Consider the following 20,023-nt stretch of genomic DNA (forward strand, 5'->3'; position numbering starts at 1 on the left):
ACCTCTCCGGAGGTGCGGGGCCCGGCTTTCGGGGTACGAGGCTGTGTCAGACCTGTGCGTTACGGTTCACAGCAGTTGAACGTACGACAAGGGGTGGGGCTCATGAACACGTCCGTATGGAAGCGCGGGGGCGTCTGTCTGACCGCGGTGGCCGTCATGGCCGGTGTCGCGGGGTGTCAGAACGACGGCGGTACGGAGAAGAAGTCGGCCCCGGCGGCCGAGCAGGCGCCGGCGAGGTCCAACGCCTCCGAGGTCATCACCGCGGCCTACAAGAAGACCTCCGAGGCGAAGTCCGCCAAGGTCCGGATGACGATGTCGATGCCGGAGTCGACGGGCATGGTCAAGGGCGACATCGAGATGTCCGGGGTCATGGGGTGGGACCCGTCCGTGATGGACATGACGATGAAGGGCGACGCGCTGAGCGCCGAGACCTCCGGTCTCTCGGAGATCCGCATGGTCTGGGTCGACAACGTCATGTACATGGACATGGGTGCCGAGGCGGCCAAGGAGATGGAGGGCAAGCGCTGGATGAAGCTCGACATGGCCGCCGTGGCCGAGGCGTCGGGGGACAAGGCGCTGGAGAAGCAGATGACCGGCGGCCTGGAGAACATGAACCAGGACCCGGCCCAGCAGCTCGCCCTGCTGCTCGACTCGCCGCAGCTCAAGCATGTCGGCTCCGAGAAGGTGGACGGCGTCGACGCCGAGCACTACAAGGGCACGCTGAGCGTCGACGAGATGATGAAGTCCAACGACTCGCTCGCCGTCCTCGACGAGCAGGAGCGCAAGGCCCTCATCGACTCGTTGAAGAAGTCGGGCATGGAGACGTACGACACCGAGGTCTGGGTCAACGAGGACGACTACCCGGTGAAGATGGACATCGGCATGAAGACTTCCGAGGGCATGATGAAGATCTCCACGCACTACTCGGACTACGGGGCGAAGACGCAGGTCGCGGCCCCGCCGGCCGGTGAGACCTTCGATATCGCCGAGATGATGGCGGGCCTGGGCGACGAGTCCACCGCGGGCGCCGCAAGCTGATTTGCCGTACCGCACAACACTCACGTAGTCTTCCCCAGAAGCCAAAGACCGCTGGTCGTTGCCGTGTGCTCGTAAGAGGGTGCGGTGGCCGAAGGATCCGCTAGCTGCGGACGACCCGCGTAGGTGACTGTGGAAAGCTCCCGGATCCCATTCGGTCGAGCTACGCCCCGTGCGCCTGCGCCGGGGCGTTTCGTTTTGCCCAGCCCCTTCTGAGCGGTCCTCATCACCCGGAAGGAGGCCGACGCTCATGGCAAGGCCCGACAAGGCTGCCGCGGTAGCCGAGCTGGCGGATCAGTTCCGCAGCTCGAACGCCGCCGTGCTGACCGAGTACCGGGGTCTCACCGTGGCGCAGCTCAAGGAGCTGCGTCGTTCTCTCGGTGAGAACGCCCAGTACGCCGTGGTGAAGAACACGCTGACCAAGATCGCGGCCAACGAGGCCGGGATCAACACGCTGGACGACCTGTTCGCGGGTCCGACGGCGGTTGCCTTCGTCACCGGTGACCCGGTGGAGTCGGCCAAGGGTCTTCGTGACTTCGCCAAGGAGAACCCGAATCTCGTCATCAAGGGCGGTGTCCTTGACGGCAAGGCGCTCAGCGCCGACGAGATCAAGAAGCTCGCGGACCTCGAGTCCCGTGAGGTTCTGCTTTCCAAGCTGGCCGGTGCCATGAAGGGCAAGCAGTCGCAGGCTGCCGCTCTCTTCCAGGCGCTTCCGTCGAAGTTCGTCCGCACCGCGGAAGCTCTTCGTGCCCAGAAGGAAGAGCAGGACGGTGCCGGTACGCCGGCCCCCGTCGAGGCCGACTCCGAGTAATCACGCTCGGTCCCGGGTGATCACACCCGGTCGGTCACAGCGGGCCGGTACGCCCGCGGAACTGTACATACGGCACCAGCCGAATTAGTGGAAGGACCGCCATCATGGCGAAGCTCACCCAGGACGAGCTGCTCGCGCAGTTCGAGGACATGACCCTCATCGAGCTCTCCGGCTTCGTGAAGGCCTTCGAGGAGAAGTTCGACGTCACGGCCGCCGCCCCGGTCGCCGCTGCCGCCGCCGGTGGCGCCGCTGTCGCCGCCGAGGCCGAAGAGGTCCAGGACGAGTTCGACGTCATCCTCACGGGTGCCGGCGAGAAGAAGATCCAGGTCATCAAGGTTGTGCGCGAGCTCACCTCCCTGGGCCTCAAGGAGGCCAAGGACCTCGTGGACGGCGCCCCCAAGCCCGTCGTCGAGAAGGTCGCCAAGGAGGCCGCCGAGAAGGCTGCCGAGTCCCTCAAGGCCGCCGGCGCCTCCGTCGAGGTCAAGTGACCCCGTACGGGTCCGTCACCGGCCGCTGAGGGCCCCGCGAGGGGTTCGGGCGGACACGGGGACAGTCCCGGCGCCGTAGGGCCTCCCACGCGGGGTCCCTACGGCGCGGCGTTGACATGAAGGGCGATCACCCAGTCGGGTGGTCGCCCTTCCGCGTTCCCGCAGGGGTTGCCTTGCTCTTCGGCCGTCGGCGAGTATCGTGATCATCGCCGTGCCGCCGTACGCCCAGTGACCTTCCGCATGGGGTGGGGGGCCTTGACGAACCGCACGGAGCGCGCAATTCTCAGGACGCGTCGTCACAATCGATCCGCATCCGAGGCATGGATCGGTGGCGAAGAGGGCAGTAATGGTGTGCGCCTGCGGCGCGAGGCTCGCAGTGGTTGAGACAAGGGTGTTGAGAACAACGAGGGTGTCGGAAAACCCGCTCTGGACATCAGTGTGCCAAGTGGCTACACTGACCCTTTGCGCTGCCTGTTAGCTGCTCCCTGCCCGTCACCAGGGGCACCCCCTCGCATGAGCATCGGTGAAAGAAAAGCTCCGAACTGGGCTTTCCCTCTCGATGTCCAGCTTGGGACACCGGTACGCGCGTAGTGAGTCCGAGCCCTCGGAAGGACCCCCTCTTGGCCGCCTCGCGCAACGCCTCGACCACGAATACGAACAACGGCGCAAGCACTGCCCCGCTGCGCATCTCCTTTGCAAAGATCAAGGAGCCGCTTGAGGTTCCGAACCTTCTGGCGCTTCAGACCGAGAGCTTCGACTGGCTGCTCGGCAACCCCGCCTGGAAGGCTCGTGTCGAGGCGGCTGTCGAGAGTGGGCAGGACGTCCCCAGGAAGTCCGGTCTGGAGGAGATCTTCGAGGAGATCTCCCCGATCGAGGACTTCTCCGGGTCGATGTCGCTGACCTTCCGCGACCACCGCTTCGAGCCCTCGAAGAATTCGATCGACGAGTGCAAGGACCGCGACTTCACGTTCGCCGCCCCGCTCTTCGTGACCGCCGAGTTCACCAACAACGAGACCGGCGAGATCAAGTCCCAGACGGTCTTCATGGGCGATTTCCCGCTCATGACGAACAAGGGCACCTTCGTCATCAACGGCACCGAGCGTGTCGTGGTGTCGCAGCTCGTCCGCTCGCCGGGTGTCTACTTCGACTCCTCCATCGACAAGACGTCCGACAAGGACATCTTCTCCGCCAAGATCATCCCGTCCCGGGGTGCCTGGCTGGAGATGGAGATCGACAAGCGCGACATGGTCGGTGTCCGCATCGACCGCAAGCGCAAGCAGTCCGTGACCGTCCTCCTCAAGGCTCTCGGTTGGACGACCGAGCAGATCCTGGAGGAGTTCGGCGAGTACGAGTCCATGCGCGCCACCCTGGAGAAGGACCACACCCAGGGCCAGGACGACGCGCTCCTCGACATCTACCGCAAGCTGCGTCCGGGCGAGCCCCCGACGCGCGAGGCGGCCCAGACGCTGCTCGAGAACCTCTACTTCAACCCGAAGCGCTACGACCTCGCGAAGGTCGGCCGCTACAAGGTGAACAAGAAGCTCGGCGCGGACGAGCCGCTGGACGCCGGCGTCCTCACCACCGACGACGTCATCGCGACCATCAAGTACCTGGTCAAGCTGCACGCCGGCGAGACCGAGACGGTCGGCGAGAGCGGCACCCAGATCGTCGTCGAGACCGACGACATCGACCACTTCGGCAACCGTCGTCTGCGTAACGTCGGCGAGCTCATCCAGAACCAGGTCCGTACGGGTCTGGCGAGGATGGAGCGCGTCGTGCGGGAGCGCATGACGACTCAGGACGTCGAGGCGATCACGCCGCAGACCCTGATCAACATCCGGCCGGTCGTCGCCTCCATCAAGGAGTTCTTCGGCACCAGCCAGCTCTCGCAGTTCATGGACCAGAACAACCCGCTGTCGGGGCTCACCCACAAGCGCCGTCTGTCGGCGCTCGGCCCGGGTGGTCTCTCGCGTGAGCGGGCCGGCTTCGAGGTCCGTGACGTGCACCCGTCGCACTACGGCCGCATGTGCCCGATCGAGACCCCTGAAGGCCCGAACATCGGCCTGATCGGCTCGCTCGCCTCGTACGGCCGGGTCAACGCGTTCGGCTTCGTGGAGACGCCGTACCGCAAGGTCGTCGAGGGCGTCGTCACCGACGACGTCGACTACCTGACCGCCGACGAGGAAGACCGCTTCGTCATCGCGCAGGCCAACGCGACGCTCTCCGAGGAGATGCGTTTCACGGAGCCCCGCGTGCTGGTCCGCCGCCGTGGCGGCGAGGTCGACTACATCCCCGGCGACGACGTCGACTACATGGACGTCTCGCCGCGCCAGATGGTGTCGGTCGCGACCGCGATGATCCCGTTCCTGGAGCACGACGACGCCAACCGTGCCCTCATGGGCGCGAACATGATGCGTCAGGCCGTGCCCCTGATCACGTCCGAGGCGCCGCTCGTCGGCACCGGCATGGAGTACCGCTGCGCGGTCGACGCCGGTGACGTCGTCAAGGCGGAGAAGGAAGGTGTGGTCCAGGAGGTCTCCGCGGACTACATCACCGTCGCCAACGACGACGGTACGTACACCACGTACCGCATCGCCAAGTTCTCCCGCTCCAACCAGGGCACCTCGGTCAACCAGAAGGTTGTCGTCAACGAGGGCGACCGGGTCGTCGAGAGCCAGGTCCTCGCCGACGGGCCCGCCACCCAGCAGGGTGAGATGGCGCTCGGCAAGAACCTCCTCGTGGCGTTCATGCCGTGGGAGGGCCACAACTACGAAGACGCGATCATCCTCAGCCAGCGGCTGGTCCAGGACGACGTCCTCTCCTCGATCCACATCGAGGAGCACGAGGTCGACGCCCGGGACACCAAGCTCGGCCCCGAGGAGATCACCCGGGACATCCCGAACGTCTCCGAGGAGGTCCTCGCGGACCTCGACGAGCGCGGCATCATCCGTATCGGTGCCGAGGTCGTCGCCGGGGACATCCTGGTCGGCAAGGTCACGCCCAAGGGTGAGACCGAGCTGACCCCGGAGGAGCGCCTGCTCCGCGCGATCTTCGGCGAGAAGGCCCGTGAGGTCCGCGACACCTCGCTGAAGGTGCCGCACGGCGAGGTCGGCAAGGTCATCGGCGTCCGCGTCTTCGACCGCGAGGAGGGCGACGAGCTGCCGCCCGGCGTCAACCAGCTCGTCCGCGTGTACGTCGCCCAGAAGCGCAAGATCACGGACGGCGACAAGCTCGCCGGCCGTCACGGCAACAAGGGCGTCATCTCGAAGATCCTGCCGATCGAGGACATGCCGTTCCTGGAGGACGGCACCCCGGTCGACATCATCCTCAACCCGCTGGGTGTCCCGTCCCGAATGAACCCGGGACAGGTCCTGGAGATCCACCTCGGCTGGCTCGCCAGCCAGGGCTGGAAGGTCGAGGGCAACGAGGAGTGGATGGAGCGGCTGAAGTCCATCGGCGCCGACGAGGTCGCGCCCGGCACCAACGTCGCCACCCCGGTCTTCGACGGCGCCCGCGAGGACGAGATCTCGGGTCTCTTCGAGTCGACGATCCCGAACCGCGACGGCGAGCGGATGGTCAAGGGCTCCGGTAAGGCCCGGATGTTCGACGGCCGCTCCGGTGAGCCGTTCCCGGACCCGATCTCGATCGGGTACATGTACATCCTCAAGCTCCACCACCTGGTCGACGACAAGCTGCACGCCCGTTCGACCGGCCCGTACTCGATGATCACCCAGCAGCCGCTGGGTGGTAAGGCTCAGTTCGGTGGCCAGCGCTTCGGTGAGATGGAGGTGTGGGCGCTGGAGGCTTACGGCGCCGCGTACGCCCTCCAGGAGCTGCTGACGATCAAGTCCGATGACGTGACCGGCCGCGTGAAGGTCTACGAGGCCATCGTCAAGGGCGAGAACATCCCTGAGCCCGGCATTCCCGAGTCCTTCAAGGTGCTCATCAAGGAAATGCAGTCGCTCTGCCTCAACGTGGAGGTGCTGTCCTCGGACGGCATGTCCATCGAGATGCGCGACACGGACGAGGACGTCTTCCGCGCGGCGGAGGAGCTCGGTATCGACCTGTCCCGGCGAGAGCCGAGCAGCGTCGAAGAGGTCTGACGGGTTCGCCGGCCGGATCCCCGATCCGGCCGGCTCTCCCCGGACCCGTTCAGACCATTGCTGAAGTGCCCCATCTACTCGCTGACGCGAGGGGCTCGAACCCCCGAAAGAGGGATTGACGACAAGTGCTCGACGTCAACTTCTTCGACGAGCTGCGGATCGGCCTTGCCACCGCGGACGACATCCGGACCTGGTCGCACGGCGAAGTGAAGAAGCCGGAGACCATCAACTACCGCACGCTCAAGCCCGAGAAGGACGGACTCTTCTGCGAGAAGATCTTCGGTCCGACCCGGGACTGGGAGTGCTACTGCGGCAAGTACAAGCGTGTCCGCTTCAAGGGCATCATCTGTGAGCGCTGTGGCGTGGAAGTCACGCGCGCCAAGGTGCGCCGTGAGCGGATGGGCCACATTGAGCTGGCCGCGCCCGTCACCCACATCTGGTACTTCAAGGGCGTGCCCTCGCGCCTCGGGTACCTGCTCGACCTCGCGCCGAAGGACCTCGAAAAGGTCATCTACTTCGCCGCGTACATGATCACGTTCGTGGACGAGGAGCGCCGTACGCGCGATCTGCCGTCGCTGGAGGCACACGTCTCCGTCGAGCGCCAGCAGACCGAGAACCGTCGCGACTCCGACCTCGAAGCCCGCGCCAAGAAGCTTGAGACCGACCTGGCCGAGCTGGAGGCCGAGGGCGCCAAGGCCGACGTCCGCCGCAAGGTGCGCGAAGGCGCCGAGCGCGAGATGAAGCAGCTCCGGGACCGCGCGCAGCGCGAGATCGACCGTCTCGACGAGGTGTGGAACCGCTTCAAGAACCTCAAGGTCCAGGACCTGGAGGGCGACGAGCTGCTCTACCGCGAGCTGCGCGACCGCTTCGGCACCTACTTCGACGGTTCGATGGGCGCCGCCGCGCTGCAGAAGCGCCTGGAGTCCTTCGACCTGGACGAGGAGGCCGAGCGCCTCCGCGAGATCATCCGTACTGGCAAGGGGCAGAAGAAGACCCGTGCGCTCAAGCGCCTCAAGGTCGTCTCCGCGTTCCTCCAGACCAGCAACAGCCCCAAGGGCATGGTGCTGGACTGCGTGCCGGTGATCCCGCCGGACCTGCGTCCGATGGTGCAGCTCGACGGTGGCCGCTTCGCGACCTCCGACCTGAACGACCTGTACCGCCGTGTGATCAACCGGAACAACCGCCTCAAGCGTCTCCTCGACCTCGGTGCCCCCGAGATCATCGTGAACAACGAGAAGCGGATGCTCCAGGAGGCCGTCGACGCGCTGTTCGACAACGGCCGCCGCGGCCGTCCGGTCACCGGTCCCGGCAACCGGCCCCTGAAGTCCCTGAGCGACATGCTCAAGGGCAAGCAGGGCCGTTTCCGTCAGAACCTGCTCGGCAAGCGTGTCGACTACTCGGCCCGTTCCGTGATCGTCGTCGGCCCGCAGCTCAAGCTGCACCAGTGCGGTCTGCCGAAGGCCATGGCGCTGGAGCTCTTCAAGCCGTTCGTGATGAAGCGCCTGGTGGACCTGAACCACGCGCAGAACATCAAGTCGGCGAAGCGCATGGTCGAGCGCGGCCGTACGGTCGTGTACGACGTGCTCGAAGAGGTCATCGCCGAGCACCCGGTACTGCTGAACCGTGCGCCCACCCTGCACCGTCTGGGTATCCAGGCGTTCGAGCCGCAGCTCGTCGAGGGCAAGGCCATCCAGATCCACCCGCTCGTCTGCACCGCGTTCAACGCGGACTTCGACGGTGACCAGATGGCCGTCCACCTGCCGCTCTCCGCGGAGGCGCAGGCCGAGGCCCGCATCCTGATGCTGTCCTCGAACAACATCCTCAAGCCGGCCGACGGCCGTCCGGTCACCATGCCCACCCAGGACATGGTGCTCGGCCTCTTCTTCCTCACCACGGACGAGGAGGAGCGCAAGGTCATCGGCGAGGGCCGGTCCTTCGGCTCCACCGCCGAGGCCACCATGGCGTTCGACAACCGCGAGCTGTCGCTCCAGGCCAAGGTCGACATCCGCTTCCCGGTGGGCACCATCCCGCCGCGCGGCTGGACCCCGCCGGTCTCCGAGGAGGCCGACACCGACGGCACCGCGGTGCCGTGGCAGCAGGGCGACCCGTTCCGGCTGCGGACGACCCTGGGCCGCGCGCTCTTCAACGAGCTGCTGCCCGAGGACTACCCGTTCGTCGACTACTCGGTCGGCAAGAAGCAGCTCTCCGAGATCGTCAACGACCTCGCCGAGCGCTACCCCAAGGTCATCGTGGCGGCGACGCTCGACAACCTGAAGGCGGCCGGCTTCTTCTGGGCGACCCGTTCCGGCGTCACCGTCGCCATCTCGGACGTCGTCGTGCCCGAGGCGAAGAAGGCGATCGTCCAGGGTTACGAGGCGCAGGACGAGAAGGTCCAGAAGCAGTACGAGCGCGGTCTGATCACCAAGGACGAGCGCACCCAGGAGCTCATCGCGATCTGGACCAAGGCGACCAACGAGGTCGCCGAGGCGATGAACGCGAACTTCCCGAAGACCAACCCCATCTTCATGATGGTCAACTCGGGTGCTCGTGGAAACATGATGCAGATGCGTCAGATCGCCGGTATGCGTGGTCTGGTGTCCAACGCCAAGAACGAGACGATCCCGCGTCCCATCAAGGCGTCCTTCCGTGAAGGTCTGTCCGTGCTGGAGTACTTCATCTCCACGCACGGTGCCCGTAAGGGTCTGGCCGACACCGCCCTGCGTACCGCCGACTCGGGTTACCTGACCCGTCGTCTGGTGGACGTCTCGCAGGACGTCATCATCCGCGAGGAGGACTGCGGCACCGACCGCGGTCTGAAGCTGCGGATCGCCGAGCGCGGCGCCGACGGTGTGCTGCGCAAGGCGGAGGACGTCGAGACGTCCGTGTACGCGCGGATGCTCGCCGAGGACGTCGTCGTCGACGGCAAGGTCATCGCGCCGGCCAACGTCGACCTGGGCGATGTCCTGATCGACGCAGTCGTGGCAGCCGGGGTCGAGGAGGTCAAGACCCGCTCGGTCCTGACCTGCGAGTCCGCGGTCGGCACCTGTGCCTTCTGCTACGGCCGCTCGCTGGCCACCGGCAAGCTGGTCGACATCGGTGAGGCGGTCGGCATCATCGCCGCCCAGTCCATCGGTGAGCCCGGTACCCAGCTCACGATGCGTACCTTCCACACCGGTGGTGTGGCCGGTGACGACATCACGCAGGGTCTGCCCCGAGTCGTCGAGCTCTTCGAGGCCCGTACGCCCAAGGGTGTCGCCCCGATCTCGGAGGCGGCAGGCCGCGTCCGTATCGAGGAGACCGAGAAGACCAAGAAGCTCGTCGTCACCCCGGACGACGGCAGCGAAGAGACGCCGTTCCCGATCTCGAAGCGTGCCCGTCTGCTCGTGGGCGAGGGCGACCAGGTCCAGGTGGGCCAGAAGCTCACCGTCGGTGCCACCAACCCGCACGACGTGCTGCGGATCCTCGGTCAGCGCGCGGTCCAGGTCCACCTGGTCGGCGAGGTCCAGAAGGTCTACAACTCGCAGGGCGTGTCGATCCACGACAAGCACATCGAGATCATCATCCGGCAGATGCTGCGCCGCGTGACGATCATCGAGTCCGGCGACGCGGAGCTGCTGCCCGGCGAGCTGGTGGAGCGGTCGAAGTTCGAGACCGAGAACCGCCGTGTGGTCACGGAAGGCGGCCACCCGGCCTCCGGCCGTCCGCAGCTCATGGGTATCACCAAGGCGTCGCTGGCCACCGAGTCGTGGCTGTCGGCGGCGTCCTTCCAGGAGACGACCAGGGTTCTCACCGACGCGGCGATCAACGCCAAGTCGGACTCCCTGATCGGCCTCAAGGAGAACGTCATCATCGGTAAGCTCATCCCGGCCGGTACGGGTCTGTCCCGCTACCGCAACATCCGGGTCGAGCCGACCGAGGAAGCCAAGGCCGCGATGTACTCGGCCGTCGGCTACGACGACATCGACTACTCGCCGTTCGGCACGGGCTCCGGCCAGGCCGTTCCGCTGGAGGACTACGACTACGGTCCGTACAACCAGTAAGGCGTGAGCGAACGCGGAGGGCGGCCATCCCGTACGGGGTGGCCGCCCTCCGGCGTTTTCGCGGGCCGCGCGGCTACCGTACGGCCAGCTCCCAGGCGGCCACGGCGAGTCCGCAGGTGGCCGTCAGCGCGGCGATATTCGCGAGCGGCCAGCGGGCGCGCTCCAGGGAGTCCAGCCGCGCCTCGTGGTCGGCGAGCTGCCGGTCGGTCTGGTCACTGCGCTGGACGAGGAGCGCCAGCGAGCCGTCGGTGCGGGCGAACCCCGCCTCCAGCGTGCCGCGCAGCCGCTCCAGTTCGACGGCGACGGTGACCGGGCTGTTCGCTTCGGTGTCGGTCATGGGCACCCTCCTTCAGTCGGTGTACGGGACCTTCAGCGCGGTCCACGAGGTCTGTCCCGGCCTGCCGTCCGCGTCGGCGCCGCGGAAGCCGAGCTTGCGCTGCCAGGCGGCGTACGAGCGCCGGTCGGCCTCGGTCCACCGCGGTCCCGGGCCCACCGTGTAGGCGGAGCAGCCCTCGGCGACGAGCCGGTGGCCCATCGCGGTGATCACGGGCGAGCTGCGGCGCTCGGTGAAGAACGCGGCGCCGGGGAACGGCTGGTGGCGCGGGGTGGCGGGTTTCGACGGCGTTGACGGCGTCGGCGGTACGGGTGCCGGGGGGACGGGCGCCGCGCCGAGCCGGGTGGCGATCCGGGTACGCAGGGAGGCCATGGTGAATCCGCGCGGGTCGACCTTCTGGTCGGACCACTCCGTATGCCCGATCACGCTCTTCGCGCTCCAGCCGTGGGCGCGGCAGATCGCGGCGGAGACCCGTTCGATCGCGGTGAGCTGGGCCGTGGGCCAGGGGTCCTTCCCGTCGCCGAGGTTGACGCACTCGAAGCCGTAGAAGTGCGCGTTGCCGTCGGCGGCGCCGGCGCTCCCCTCGTGGTGGCGGGGCGCGGGCGGGCGCTCCCCGTAGTCCTCCTCGACCACCCGCCGGAGTACGGCCGGATCGCCACCGCCCGCGTGGTTGGCGCGGCCGTTGCCGATCAGGTGGACGGTGCCGTCCTTGGCGATGACGCCGTGGCAGAGCGGTCCCGGCAGGGCGGCGTAGCCGCGGTAGCAGAGGGCGACGGAGCTGGTGGTGCCAGTGGTGACGGTGTGGTGGATCATCACGCCGTTCAGGGGTCCCCAGGCGCCCTTGTGGTTGCGGTGGTGGGTGCGCCAGCCGGGGTGTTCGATGACGGCGACGCCCTCCGCGCGCAGGGCGGTGACCATCTGGTCGGCGGTGAGCGGGGTGGCCATGAGGCTTCCTTTCGGGTGGTGGACGGCCGGGCGCGTGTGCCCCGTACCGGAAGGGGCCGATCAGGGGCCGGTACGGATCCGGTACGGGGCACACGCGGGGCGGGCGGTCAGGACAGGGCGGCCCAGATGGCGTTGGAGTCGGCGACCACGGTCGAGGGGGTGAAGGAGGCCGGCAGCGAGGTCTGGCCGGTGACGTTCATCCGGCCGTGGCGGATGAACGACCCCGGCATCCGGGCGCTCCCACCAGGGGTCTGCCCCATGCTGGAGCCCCGCATGAAGGCGGGACCGCTGTTGCTGGGGTTCGGCCCGTTGACCAGGAGGGCCACCCAGTAGGAACCCGCGGCGGCGTTGTACGCGCTGGTCAGCGGGCAGACGACGGTCTGACCCTCGGTGGCCTTGATCGGGGTGGTCAGGGGAGCGGTCAGGCCGACGCGGGCCCCGGCCGCCGTGTACAGCCCGGCGAACGAGCTGGCGCTGAGGCCGGTCCCCGCGTAACCGGGCACGTAGAAGACCACGTTCCGTACGGTGGTGGCCGCGTGCAGCGGGATGCCGATCAGGTACACCCAGCCGTTGATGCAGTACTGGACGGTGCTGCCGGAGGCCGCCGCCGGGTCGAACGCCCAGCCGGAGAAGCCCATCGCGGCCGGTGACCAGGTGCCCGACCCGGCGACCGTGTCGAGGTAGCCGCGCCGGACCAACTGGTCGGCGGTGGCCGGATTGGCGGTGGTGGCGGGCGGGGCCGCGAAGGTCTTGGTGCCCTGGACCGTCTGGTTCCCGTCCAGCAGCACCGCTGCGCCGGCCGCGACGGCGCCCACGTCGCCCGCGCCGAGCACGACCGTCCCCGTACGTTCGTTGACGGAGGTGACCGGCGCGCCGCCGAGCCGCAGGTAGCGCAGGTCGGCGGCGGGCGCGTCCAGGGCGCCGACGTCGGCGGCGGTGAGGACGACCGCGCCGGACCTGCCGTTGACCGAGGCGACCGCTCCGCCGGACGCGGCGGGGAGCTGGCCGGGCGGCACCAGCCCGTCCGCGCCCAGGGTGGCCACGCCGCCCCGGGCGCCGGCCGACGCGGCCGGTACCGCGGCCACATCGGCGGCGGTGAGGGTGATGTCGGGCTCGCCGTGCCCGTTGACGGAATGTACGGCTCCGGGTTCGCCCGCGGGGCCGGCCGGGCCCGGTGCCCCGGCGGGCCCGGCCGGCCCCCGTACCGCCACATAGGTGGGGGTGGCCGGGTCCACCGGGGCGAGATCGGCGAGGTCGACGCTCTCCTGGCCGGTGGCGAGCACGATCCGGTACGTGCGCGGCCGGGCCAGGGCGCCCAGCTTCTCGGTGACGGTGTACGTCCACTCTTCGGGGTTCCAGCCGGGGCCGTCGGTGGCGGGCAGCACCACCCTGATCGCGCCCTCGCCGTCCAGCGTCGCCCGCGTCGGCCCGCCGAGGAAGAGGTCGGCCTCGGCGTGGGTGAGGAGGGCCGGCGGCCGGAACTCGACCTGGCCGGTCATGGGGTGGCCGTCCGGCGTCAGATAGCGCGCGGTGACGGTCACCGTGGGAATGGATTCGGGCAGCACTCGGGTACCTCCTTGGGAGGGGGATGGGTCGGGGCGCGCACGGGGGAGCCGTACGGTCGGGACGCGGGGCCGTACGGCCCGTCACGCGCGGCCGTACGTCAGGACTGCACGCCGTACAGGGCGAGGGGCCGGCAGCGCACGGTGTCGCCCGCCGCGAGGACCCGCGCCTGCACCTCGAAGGTGACGGTCGCGTCGTACGCCACGTCCAGGACCGCCGTGAACTCCAGGCCGCGCGCGTCACCTGCCGGCCCCACCTGGACGCCGTCGGCCATCAGCCGCAGCTCGGCCCGCCCGGCGCTCTCGGCGGCGATCCGGCAGTACAGGCGCGCGTGCTGGGCGATGCCCGTACCCCGGTACAGCGTCGTCCAGTCGGTCGCGCCGGTGGACTCCCACCGGTCGGCGGCGACCGGCTGCGGCAGCGGGTAGGGCACATAGGGCCTGGCCAGCCCGTGTCCCACGGAGTCGTCGGCGACGACCACATTGCCCTTGCGGTCGAGGATCTGGACCGGCTGGACGGGCAGCGTGTCGGGGGTGCCGGTCCAGACGGTCAGGGCGAGGGAGCCGTCGTCCCTCCGTACCATCAGCCCCTGTTGTGGGGAACCGTCGGCGCGTTCGGGCTGGACCCGGCCCAGGTAGAGCAGGTCGTCGCCCTGACCGGTGCGCACCCGCAGTCGGCCGCCGTCGCCGATGACGACGTCGCCGCCCATGATCTGGTTCATCGCCGGGCGGGTGTTGGCGCTGCCCATCAGGTCGCGTACCTGCCGCTCCAGCGTCCGGATCCGGTCCAGCAGGTCGAGGGGGATGATCGCCACGGTGTCACACCCCTTCCAGGTAGAGCGTGGCCGTCTCGGGCTTGGCCCGCTGCGGCGGATTGACCGCGAGCCCGACGACCCGGAACCGGGTGTCCGAGCCGCCGGGGTGCCACAGGTCGTGGACGCGCAGCCGGATCCTGGCGCCCATCAGCGCGGGCGTGATCCGGCCGTCCATCCACACCGTCAGCTCCGGGATCGTCTCCGGGACGCGGTGACGGGACAGCTCGGCGCGGGCGAGGGAGCCGAGAGCGGCCGCGTCGTTCACCGAGGTGTGGTCCGAGGTCTGTTCCAGCCGGGGCCAGCCGCCCGCGATGTCCTCGTCGCTGACCACGCTCACGGTCAGCGGCTCGGACTCCTGCGACTGGTCGCTGTTGCTCGACTCACCGCGCGCCACCCACACGTTGGCCTGCACGGTCGAGTCCGACGGCAGGCTGTAGGTGTGCACCGGCCCCGGATGATCGAGGACGATCTCCGTACGACCGGTGGTGATCACCGGATGGCCGAGTTGCAGGTGTTTGACGCGTTTTCCGTCCGCGTCCCGGTAGCAGTGGATCCGCCACTCGAACCCGTCGTCGAACTGGCAGAGCTTGTCGAGCAGTTCCCTGACCCGGGCCAGCCCGCTGTAGGCGTACGCGAAGTCCCGCCGTATCCCGGACGCCTCGGTCCCGTACCGGATCCCGATGTCCCCGCCCGGCTGCTCCTGCACGTGGTCGATCAGCAGCCGGACGATGTCGAACTGCTCGGTGCCCGCGCCGACCAGGTCGGCGGAGAGGATCCGGTGATCGAGGTACGAGTCGAAGGTGCCGGCCTGGAACTGGACGGTCAGCCGGCCCTGTTCGTCCATCTGCGGGGTACTGGTCCACAGCACCCCGCCCCACCAGATGTCCCCGTTCCGCTCCAGCCAGACCGCCGTACGGCCGGGCACCAGCGCGGCCCGCGTCCGTTCGGCGAGGGCGGCGTCGGGCAGCGGGATCGTCGCGGTGAGGGAACCGGCCTTCCCGATGAAGTCGTCGAACTTCGCGTCGGTGAGCGGGAGCACGTCGAGCACCTGGTCGGTGCGCAGATCGCAGAACAGGGCGCGGTAGACGGCGGTGCCGGGGGTCCTGAGCGCCCCCGAGGGCATCGGCGTCGGCGTCACAGGGCCGCCTCCGCCGCCTCGTAGGTGAAGGTGCCGGAGATCCGCATGGTGCCGGCCCAGGGCCACGGGGTGATCGCGTCCACGATGCCGCCGAACGGCAACGGCACGGTGCCCGGCGAGCCGGAGGCCAGTTCCAGCTCCAGGGTCCTCGTGCTGGTGATACGGACCCGGGCCGCGTACCGGTCCTTGTTGCTCGCCCCCACGAGACCGGCGGAGCCCGCGGCCTGGGTGGCAGCGGCGGCGGTCACCGGCAGACTGAAGCGCCAGTTGTCGCCGGAGTCGCCGCTTCCGAAGCGGGTGGTCGTGCCGAAGGCGATGTCGAACGACCCGTGCACCACGGTGCCCATCTGCACGTAACGGCACCGCAGCGCCGCGTTGCCGAAGGACGGTGACGCCAGACCGGTGGACGTCGTCCAGACCGGCGTCCAGTCCCGCCAGCGCGGCAGCGGCGGGTACGGCTGCCAGGCCGTACCGTCCCAGCGCTGGAGACCGCCCTCACCGATGTCCCGGTACTGGCCCGGATAGGCGCCCGGGATGGCGCGGGCCCACTCCTCCGGCAGGATGCCGCCGACCGCCACCGTGGTACGGCGCAGATCGGAGACGGCAGAGGACCAGTCGATCCCGCCGCTGCCCGCCGAGGCGCCCGCCGGCACCCGGACGGTGGCCAGCGCCAGGGAGGCGGCCGGGATCGCCGGGGCGGCGGGGGTGGGCGCCGGGGTGCCCTGGACGACCTCCAGCGCGGCCTCCGTACGTCCCCCGGCGTCCTGCGTCTCGTCGTACACCCGCAGCACCACGAGGTCGAGCCGGGGGTTGGCCGGGTCGCCGTCGGCGAGGAGGAGCGGGGTGTACTCGGTGACCGCGACGGGGTAGGAACCGGCCGCCTCGCTGCTGTGCACGACGGCACGGCCCGAGGCGACGGTCGCGGTCATCCCGGCCGACTCCCCGTACACGTACAGCCCGGACAGGACGTACCTGCCGTCCGGCGAGCCGGGGAGCACGCCGCCGCGGGTGGTGAGCTGGCCGGACGGGGTCATGGCGCCGAGGGGCGCGAGCCGGGTGTCGGTACGGGACTGGCCGGTGGCGGTGCCATCGGCGGAGCGGTTGAGCAGCCATGCGGAACGGATGGGCATGAGGTCTCCTCTGCGGGTTGGGTGGGGTGGGGCGAGCTGCGCGGGGCGTACGGGGGCGTACGGGGGCGCGTGTCACCAGTGGGAGTGGCGCCAGCGCACGGTCGCCTGCGCCGCCGGGTCCGGCGCGGCGTCCTCGGAGCGGAAGGCCAGCGAGGTCTCACCGGGCTCCAGGAGGAACAACTGCTCGGGGGCCGAGGCCGCGGTGGCCGTGTAGAGACGCGAGGCGGTGCCGTTGAGGACCACCGTCCCGGTCCAGGTGTCCACGGTCAGGACGTCGTCGGCGGCGAGCGTGATGTCGTACTGGAGCCGGCGCCCGTCGGACAGCCTGGTCAGCGAGGGACGCTGCACGGGCCCGCGGAACTCGATCAGCGGATGGGCCGCCGTATCCCCGGAGTTGACTGCGGTGAGGGAGCCGTTCGAACCGGCCGTACCCCAGTCCAGCGGCCAGTCCAGCCCGCCGTCCGGCCAGTCGACACCGGGCTCGGCGGAGGGCAGACCGGTCCGTGCCCCCTGTTCGTCCGTGCCGAAGCGGCGCGGATCGGTGGCGGTCCACTGAAGGCTGGTCCTCGACGTGCCGTTCAACAGGAAGGAACGGTCCTGCGGTACGACACGCCGGCTGATCCGGGCCCGTACCGCCAGCGTCTCCCCGTGCAGCCGGACCGCGAGCCACCGTTCGGCGCCGTCCAGCCCGGTGCCGGACCGGAACTCGCCGAGGGTGGCACGGGCGCCCGCCCGGGACGCGGGCAGCAGCCAGACGGTCGCGTCGACCAGCCGGGGCTGCGCCCAGCGCGAGCCGGGCCAGGAACCGTGCTGGTCGGGGCGGGGCACATCACCGACGTCGATGCCGGGCAGATCGTCCCAGCCACTGAGGCCGGCGCGATCGATCTCGAACGGGGTACCGGGACCGAGAAGCAGTCCGGCCCACTGGATCTGCCCGTCGCGGGTGATCAGTGAGCCGGGGGAAGGATCTTCCTGGTATCCGGTTGTGGTCTCGGCCATGGGCCGTCACCTCATTTCGTAGGGGAGCCGTAGCGGGCGGGTGTGGTGCGAGCGATGGCGCGGGGCTGGGGCGCCGGGGTGGGCACTCACGCGGCGGTCCGGTTCAGGAACAGCAGGTCCCCGGCGATGACCAGCGCGCTGCGCCCCTCGGGCTCGTGGTAGCAGGGCAGGACGGTGCGGTGCGCCGGGGGGCCGGTGGACGGCCCGTGTCCCGGCTCGGCGGGCCGCAGCCGGTCGAGCGCGGACAGCGGGAGTACGGCGCCGGAGTGCGGGCCGCCGCCCGAGGGCAGGACGACACCGCCTTCGGCGAGCTGGGGGATCTTCGGGAGACTGACCCCGAACTTCTTGCCGAGAACGGAGAAGCTGAGCTTGTTGAGGCCGTCGATGACCCAGTTGGCGAACGAGATCAGGCCGTTGAGAGGGCCCTTGATGACGGAGAGCAGGGCCTGCATGGCGCTGGTGACAAAGCCGCCCATGCCGTTCAGGGCCCGGGACAGGGCGTCCTTCACCCGCTGGAAGCCGCGCGGGATGTCCCGGGTGATCCAGTTCAGCACCGGCCGGACGCCGGATTTCAGGCCGTTCCACGCCGAACGGATCAGCCCGGTGAGGGCGCGGGTCGCGGTGGAGACGGCGCTGCGGGCACGGTTGAAGCCCTGGGACAGCGCGGGGCCGAGCACCTTCAACACCCCGCCGATGACCTTGCGTACGGTGCTGAAGGCGGCGGAGACGGTCTTCGCGTACAGCTTCACGACAGGGCCCAGAAAGGCCCAGATCCCCTGGATCACCTTCAGCGCCTGGTCGAAGACCTGCTTCATGATCCGCTGACCGGTCTGGGAGTTGACGGCCAGATCGATCAGATAGGCCGCGATCGGGGTGATCAGGCCGATGACGAAGCCCAGCGGGTTGGCGCGCAGGGCGACGTTGACGGCGGTCATGGCCCCGGTGGCGACGGTGAGCCCCGCCGCGAGCGGCCCCATGATCTTGGAGACGGTGCCCGCGCCGGAACCGAGCTTCCCCGCCAGCCCGCCGAACAGCCCGCTGCCGGTGGCCAGGGGCGACAGCGCCCCCGCGACGCCCCGGGCCCTGCCGCCGCCGGTACGCACCTGGGTGCCGGCGCTCCCGGCCGACCTGCCGACCCGGGTGAGCGCCTGCCCGGCGGTCTCGGCACGCCCCTTGACCTGCCGGAGCCCGCTGGTGGCGCTCTCGGCACCGGACCTGATCCGGCCGGCCGCGGTGGCGGACCGCTGAACGTTCTGCCGCAGCGACTGGAGTGCCCGCCCGCCCTGGCCGAGCTGGTTACGGAAGGAGGCGAGGGCGGGGCCGACACCGGCGAGCGGATCCCGGCCGGCCCCCGCGCCGAGGCCGACCGCCGCGGCGCTCATCCGCGCGCCTTGGACAGGAACATCAGCGCCATCGCGGTCTCCCGGAGGTCGCTGCCGGCCGCCTCGTGGTAGTTCTCGATGAGCAGCCCGCCGCCCGCGGCCCCGGCCCCGAACGCCTGGGCCCGGCCCTGCCGGGCGGTGTGCCGCAGCAGCCGGTCGAGCTTGGACAGCGGCAGCACGGCCTCGGCCTCCCCGGCCTCCGCGACCAGCGCGGCCACACCGCCGCGCCGGGGGGTGACGATGCCGCCCTCGGCCAGCCGCGGAATGGTCGGCAGGTTCACCCCGAAGGTCTTGCCGCCGACACCGGGGACCCAGCCGGGGATCGAGACCTTGATGCCGTTGAGCTTCCTGATGGCCGTGTTGATGAGGTCGATCACCCCGTTGAGCGGCGACTTCACCGCGCTCTTCACGGAGTTGAAGGCCCGGGAGGCGATCCCCTTGAGGCCGCCCCAGATGCTGGAGAGCTTGCTCTTGACGGCGCTGAACGCCTGCGGGACGACGTTCCTGATCCAGGAGACGACCGGGGAGATGATCTTCTTGACGCCGTTCCAGACGCTGGAGATCACGCTCTTGACAGCGTTCATCGCCGTGGTGATGACCTTTTTCCAGGCGTTGAAGTACGTCCTGATGACCGTGCCGACGGCCTTGACGACGGTGGAGACCGCCGACTTGATCCCGTTCCAGACCGACTTGATCAGCGAGCCGGCCTTCTTCATGATCGGGCCGATCGCCTTCATGACCGCGCTGATGACCTTCTTGATCGCGTCGAAGGCCGTCTTCATGACCTTCTGCATGGTCTTCGAGCGGGCGGCCGTCTCGACCACCTTCTCGATCAACGGTGCGAGCAGCCCGAGCAGCACGCCGATGAGGTTGCCCTTCATCGACTTGTTCAGCCCGTTCATCCCCTTGGACGCCTTGTCGGCCCCGGACTTGAACTTCCCGACCTGCGTCCCGCCCTTCTGCCCGGCCTGCCCGGCCTTGGTGAGCGACTTGGCGGCACTGTCGGCCCTGGTCTTCAGGGTGCTCAGCTCACGGGCTGAGGACTGGGCACCCCCCTGAAGCTTCTTGAGCCCGGCCTCGCCGGACGTGGCCTTCTGCCGGAGCCCGTCGGCGGCGCGGCCGGCCTCCTGAGCCCTGTCCTTGAAGCCCTTGAGCGTGGTGGACGCTCTGCCGAGGGATTGCACCAGCGACATATGTTTCCCCTCTTCTTCGTGGTTGCTGCGGAAAGCGTTCGTGGCGGC

The 20,023-nt window shown here is 69.3% G+C and carries 14 protein-coding genes; 5 read left to right on the forward strand and 9 right to left on the reverse strand.

Translation table 11 applies throughout. The features are described from left to right. Positions 1–102: 102 nt before the first annotated feature. From ACIBJC_RS10190 to ACIBJC_RS10210, 5 genes are all read left to right on the forward strand, one after another. Positions 103–1,038 (forward strand): hypothetical protein, encoded by a 936-nt coding sequence (locus ACIBJC_RS10190; protein ID WP_399290220.1) that lies wholly within the window; start codon positions 103–105, stop codon positions 1,036–1,038. A gap of 247 nt (positions 1,039–1,285) precedes the next feature. Continuing rightward, positions 1,286–1,846 (forward strand): 50S ribosomal protein L10, encoded by a 561-nt coding sequence (gene rplJ, locus ACIBJC_RS10195; RefSeq protein WP_329828548.1) that lies wholly within the window; start codon positions 1,286–1,288, stop codon positions 1,844–1,846. Between the two features lie 104 nt (positions 1,847–1,950). Continuing rightward, the gene (gene rplL, locus ACIBJC_RS10200) at positions 1,951–2,334 is read left to right on the forward strand and encodes a 50S ribosomal protein L7/L12 (RefSeq protein WP_329828549.1); all 384 of its coding nucleotides are present in this window, start codon (positions 1,951–1,953) and stop codon (positions 2,332–2,334) included. A gap of 620 nt (positions 2,335–2,954) precedes the next feature. Beyond that, entirely contained in the window at positions 2,955–6,437 is a 3,483-nt protein-coding gene (gene rpoB, locus ACIBJC_RS10205; protein WP_329828550.1) for a DNA-directed RNA polymerase subunit beta, read from the forward strand. Between the two features lie 125 nt (positions 6,438–6,562). Continuing rightward, positions 6,563–10,477: a DNA-directed RNA polymerase subunit beta' gene (locus ACIBJC_RS10210; RefSeq protein ID WP_399290223.1), complete on the forward strand. Its 3,915-nt coding sequence runs from the start codon at positions 6,563–6,565 to the stop codon at positions 10,475–10,477. Between the two features lie 73 nt (positions 10,478–10,550). Here the strand turns inward: ACIBJC_RS10210 and ACIBJC_RS10215 are convergent, their stop codons facing one another. The 9 genes from ACIBJC_RS10215 to ACIBJC_RS10255 all read right to left on the reverse strand — a co-directional run bounded on the left by ACIBJC_RS10215 (position 10,551) and on the right by ACIBJC_RS10255 (position 19,975). Further along, a complete protein-coding gene (locus tag ACIBJC_RS10215; protein WP_329828552.1) occupies positions 10,551–10,814 on the reverse strand; it encodes a hypothetical protein in 264 nt (87 codons plus the stop codon). 12 nt (positions 10,815–10,826) lie between these two features. Next, positions 10,827–11,756, reverse strand: a complete 930-nt coding sequence (locus ACIBJC_RS10220; RefSeq protein WP_399290225.1) for a peptidoglycan-binding protein — start codon at positions 11,754–11,756, stop codon at positions 10,827–10,829. Positions 11,757–11,863: 107 nt separating this feature from the next. Continuing rightward, on the reverse strand, positions 11,864–13,321 hold the full coding sequence (locus ACIBJC_RS10225; RefSeq protein WP_399290227.1) for a phage tail protein: 1,458 nt from the start codon (positions 13,319–13,321) through the stop codon (positions 11,864–11,866). Positions 13,322–13,419: 98 nt separating this feature from the next. Beyond that, complete coding sequence (locus ACIBJC_RS10230) at positions 13,420–14,133, reverse strand: hypothetical protein (protein WP_399290229.1); 714 nt, start codon at positions 14,131–14,133, stop codon at positions 13,420–13,422. Between the two features lie 4 nt (positions 14,134–14,137). After that, a complete protein-coding gene (locus tag ACIBJC_RS10235; RefSeq protein ID WP_399291156.1) occupies positions 14,138–15,256 on the reverse strand; it encodes a hypothetical protein in 1,119 nt (372 codons plus the stop codon). 11 nt (positions 15,257–15,267) lie between these two features. After that, complete coding sequence (locus ACIBJC_RS10240) at positions 15,268–16,401, reverse strand: hypothetical protein (RefSeq protein WP_399290231.1); 1,134 nt, start codon at positions 16,399–16,401, stop codon at positions 15,268–15,270. A 72-nt stretch (positions 16,402–16,473) separates the two neighbouring features. Further along, on the reverse strand, positions 16,474–17,400 hold the full coding sequence (locus tag ACIBJC_RS10245) for a phage distal tail protein (protein ID WP_399290233.1): 927 nt from the start codon (positions 17,398–17,400) through the stop codon (positions 16,474–16,476). 86 nt (positions 17,401–17,486) lie between these two features. After that, positions 17,487–18,782, reverse strand: a complete 1,296-nt coding sequence (locus tag ACIBJC_RS10250; protein ID WP_399290235.1) for a tape-measure protein — start codon at positions 18,780–18,782, stop codon at positions 17,487–17,489. Continuing rightward, a complete protein-coding gene (locus ACIBJC_RS10255) occupies positions 18,779–19,975 on the reverse strand; it encodes a phage tail protein (RefSeq protein ID WP_399290237.1) in 1,197 nt (398 codons plus the stop codon). The genes ACIBJC_RS10250 and ACIBJC_RS10255 overlap by 4 nt, the downstream gene beginning before the upstream one ends. Positions 19,976–20,023 lie beyond the last annotated feature (48 nt).

Source organism: Streptomyces sp. NPDC050509 (genome assembly GCF_044457965.1).
In the GTDB taxonomy this organism is placed as follows: Bacteria; Actinomycetota; Actinomycetes; order Streptomycetales; family Streptomycetaceae; genus Streptomyces.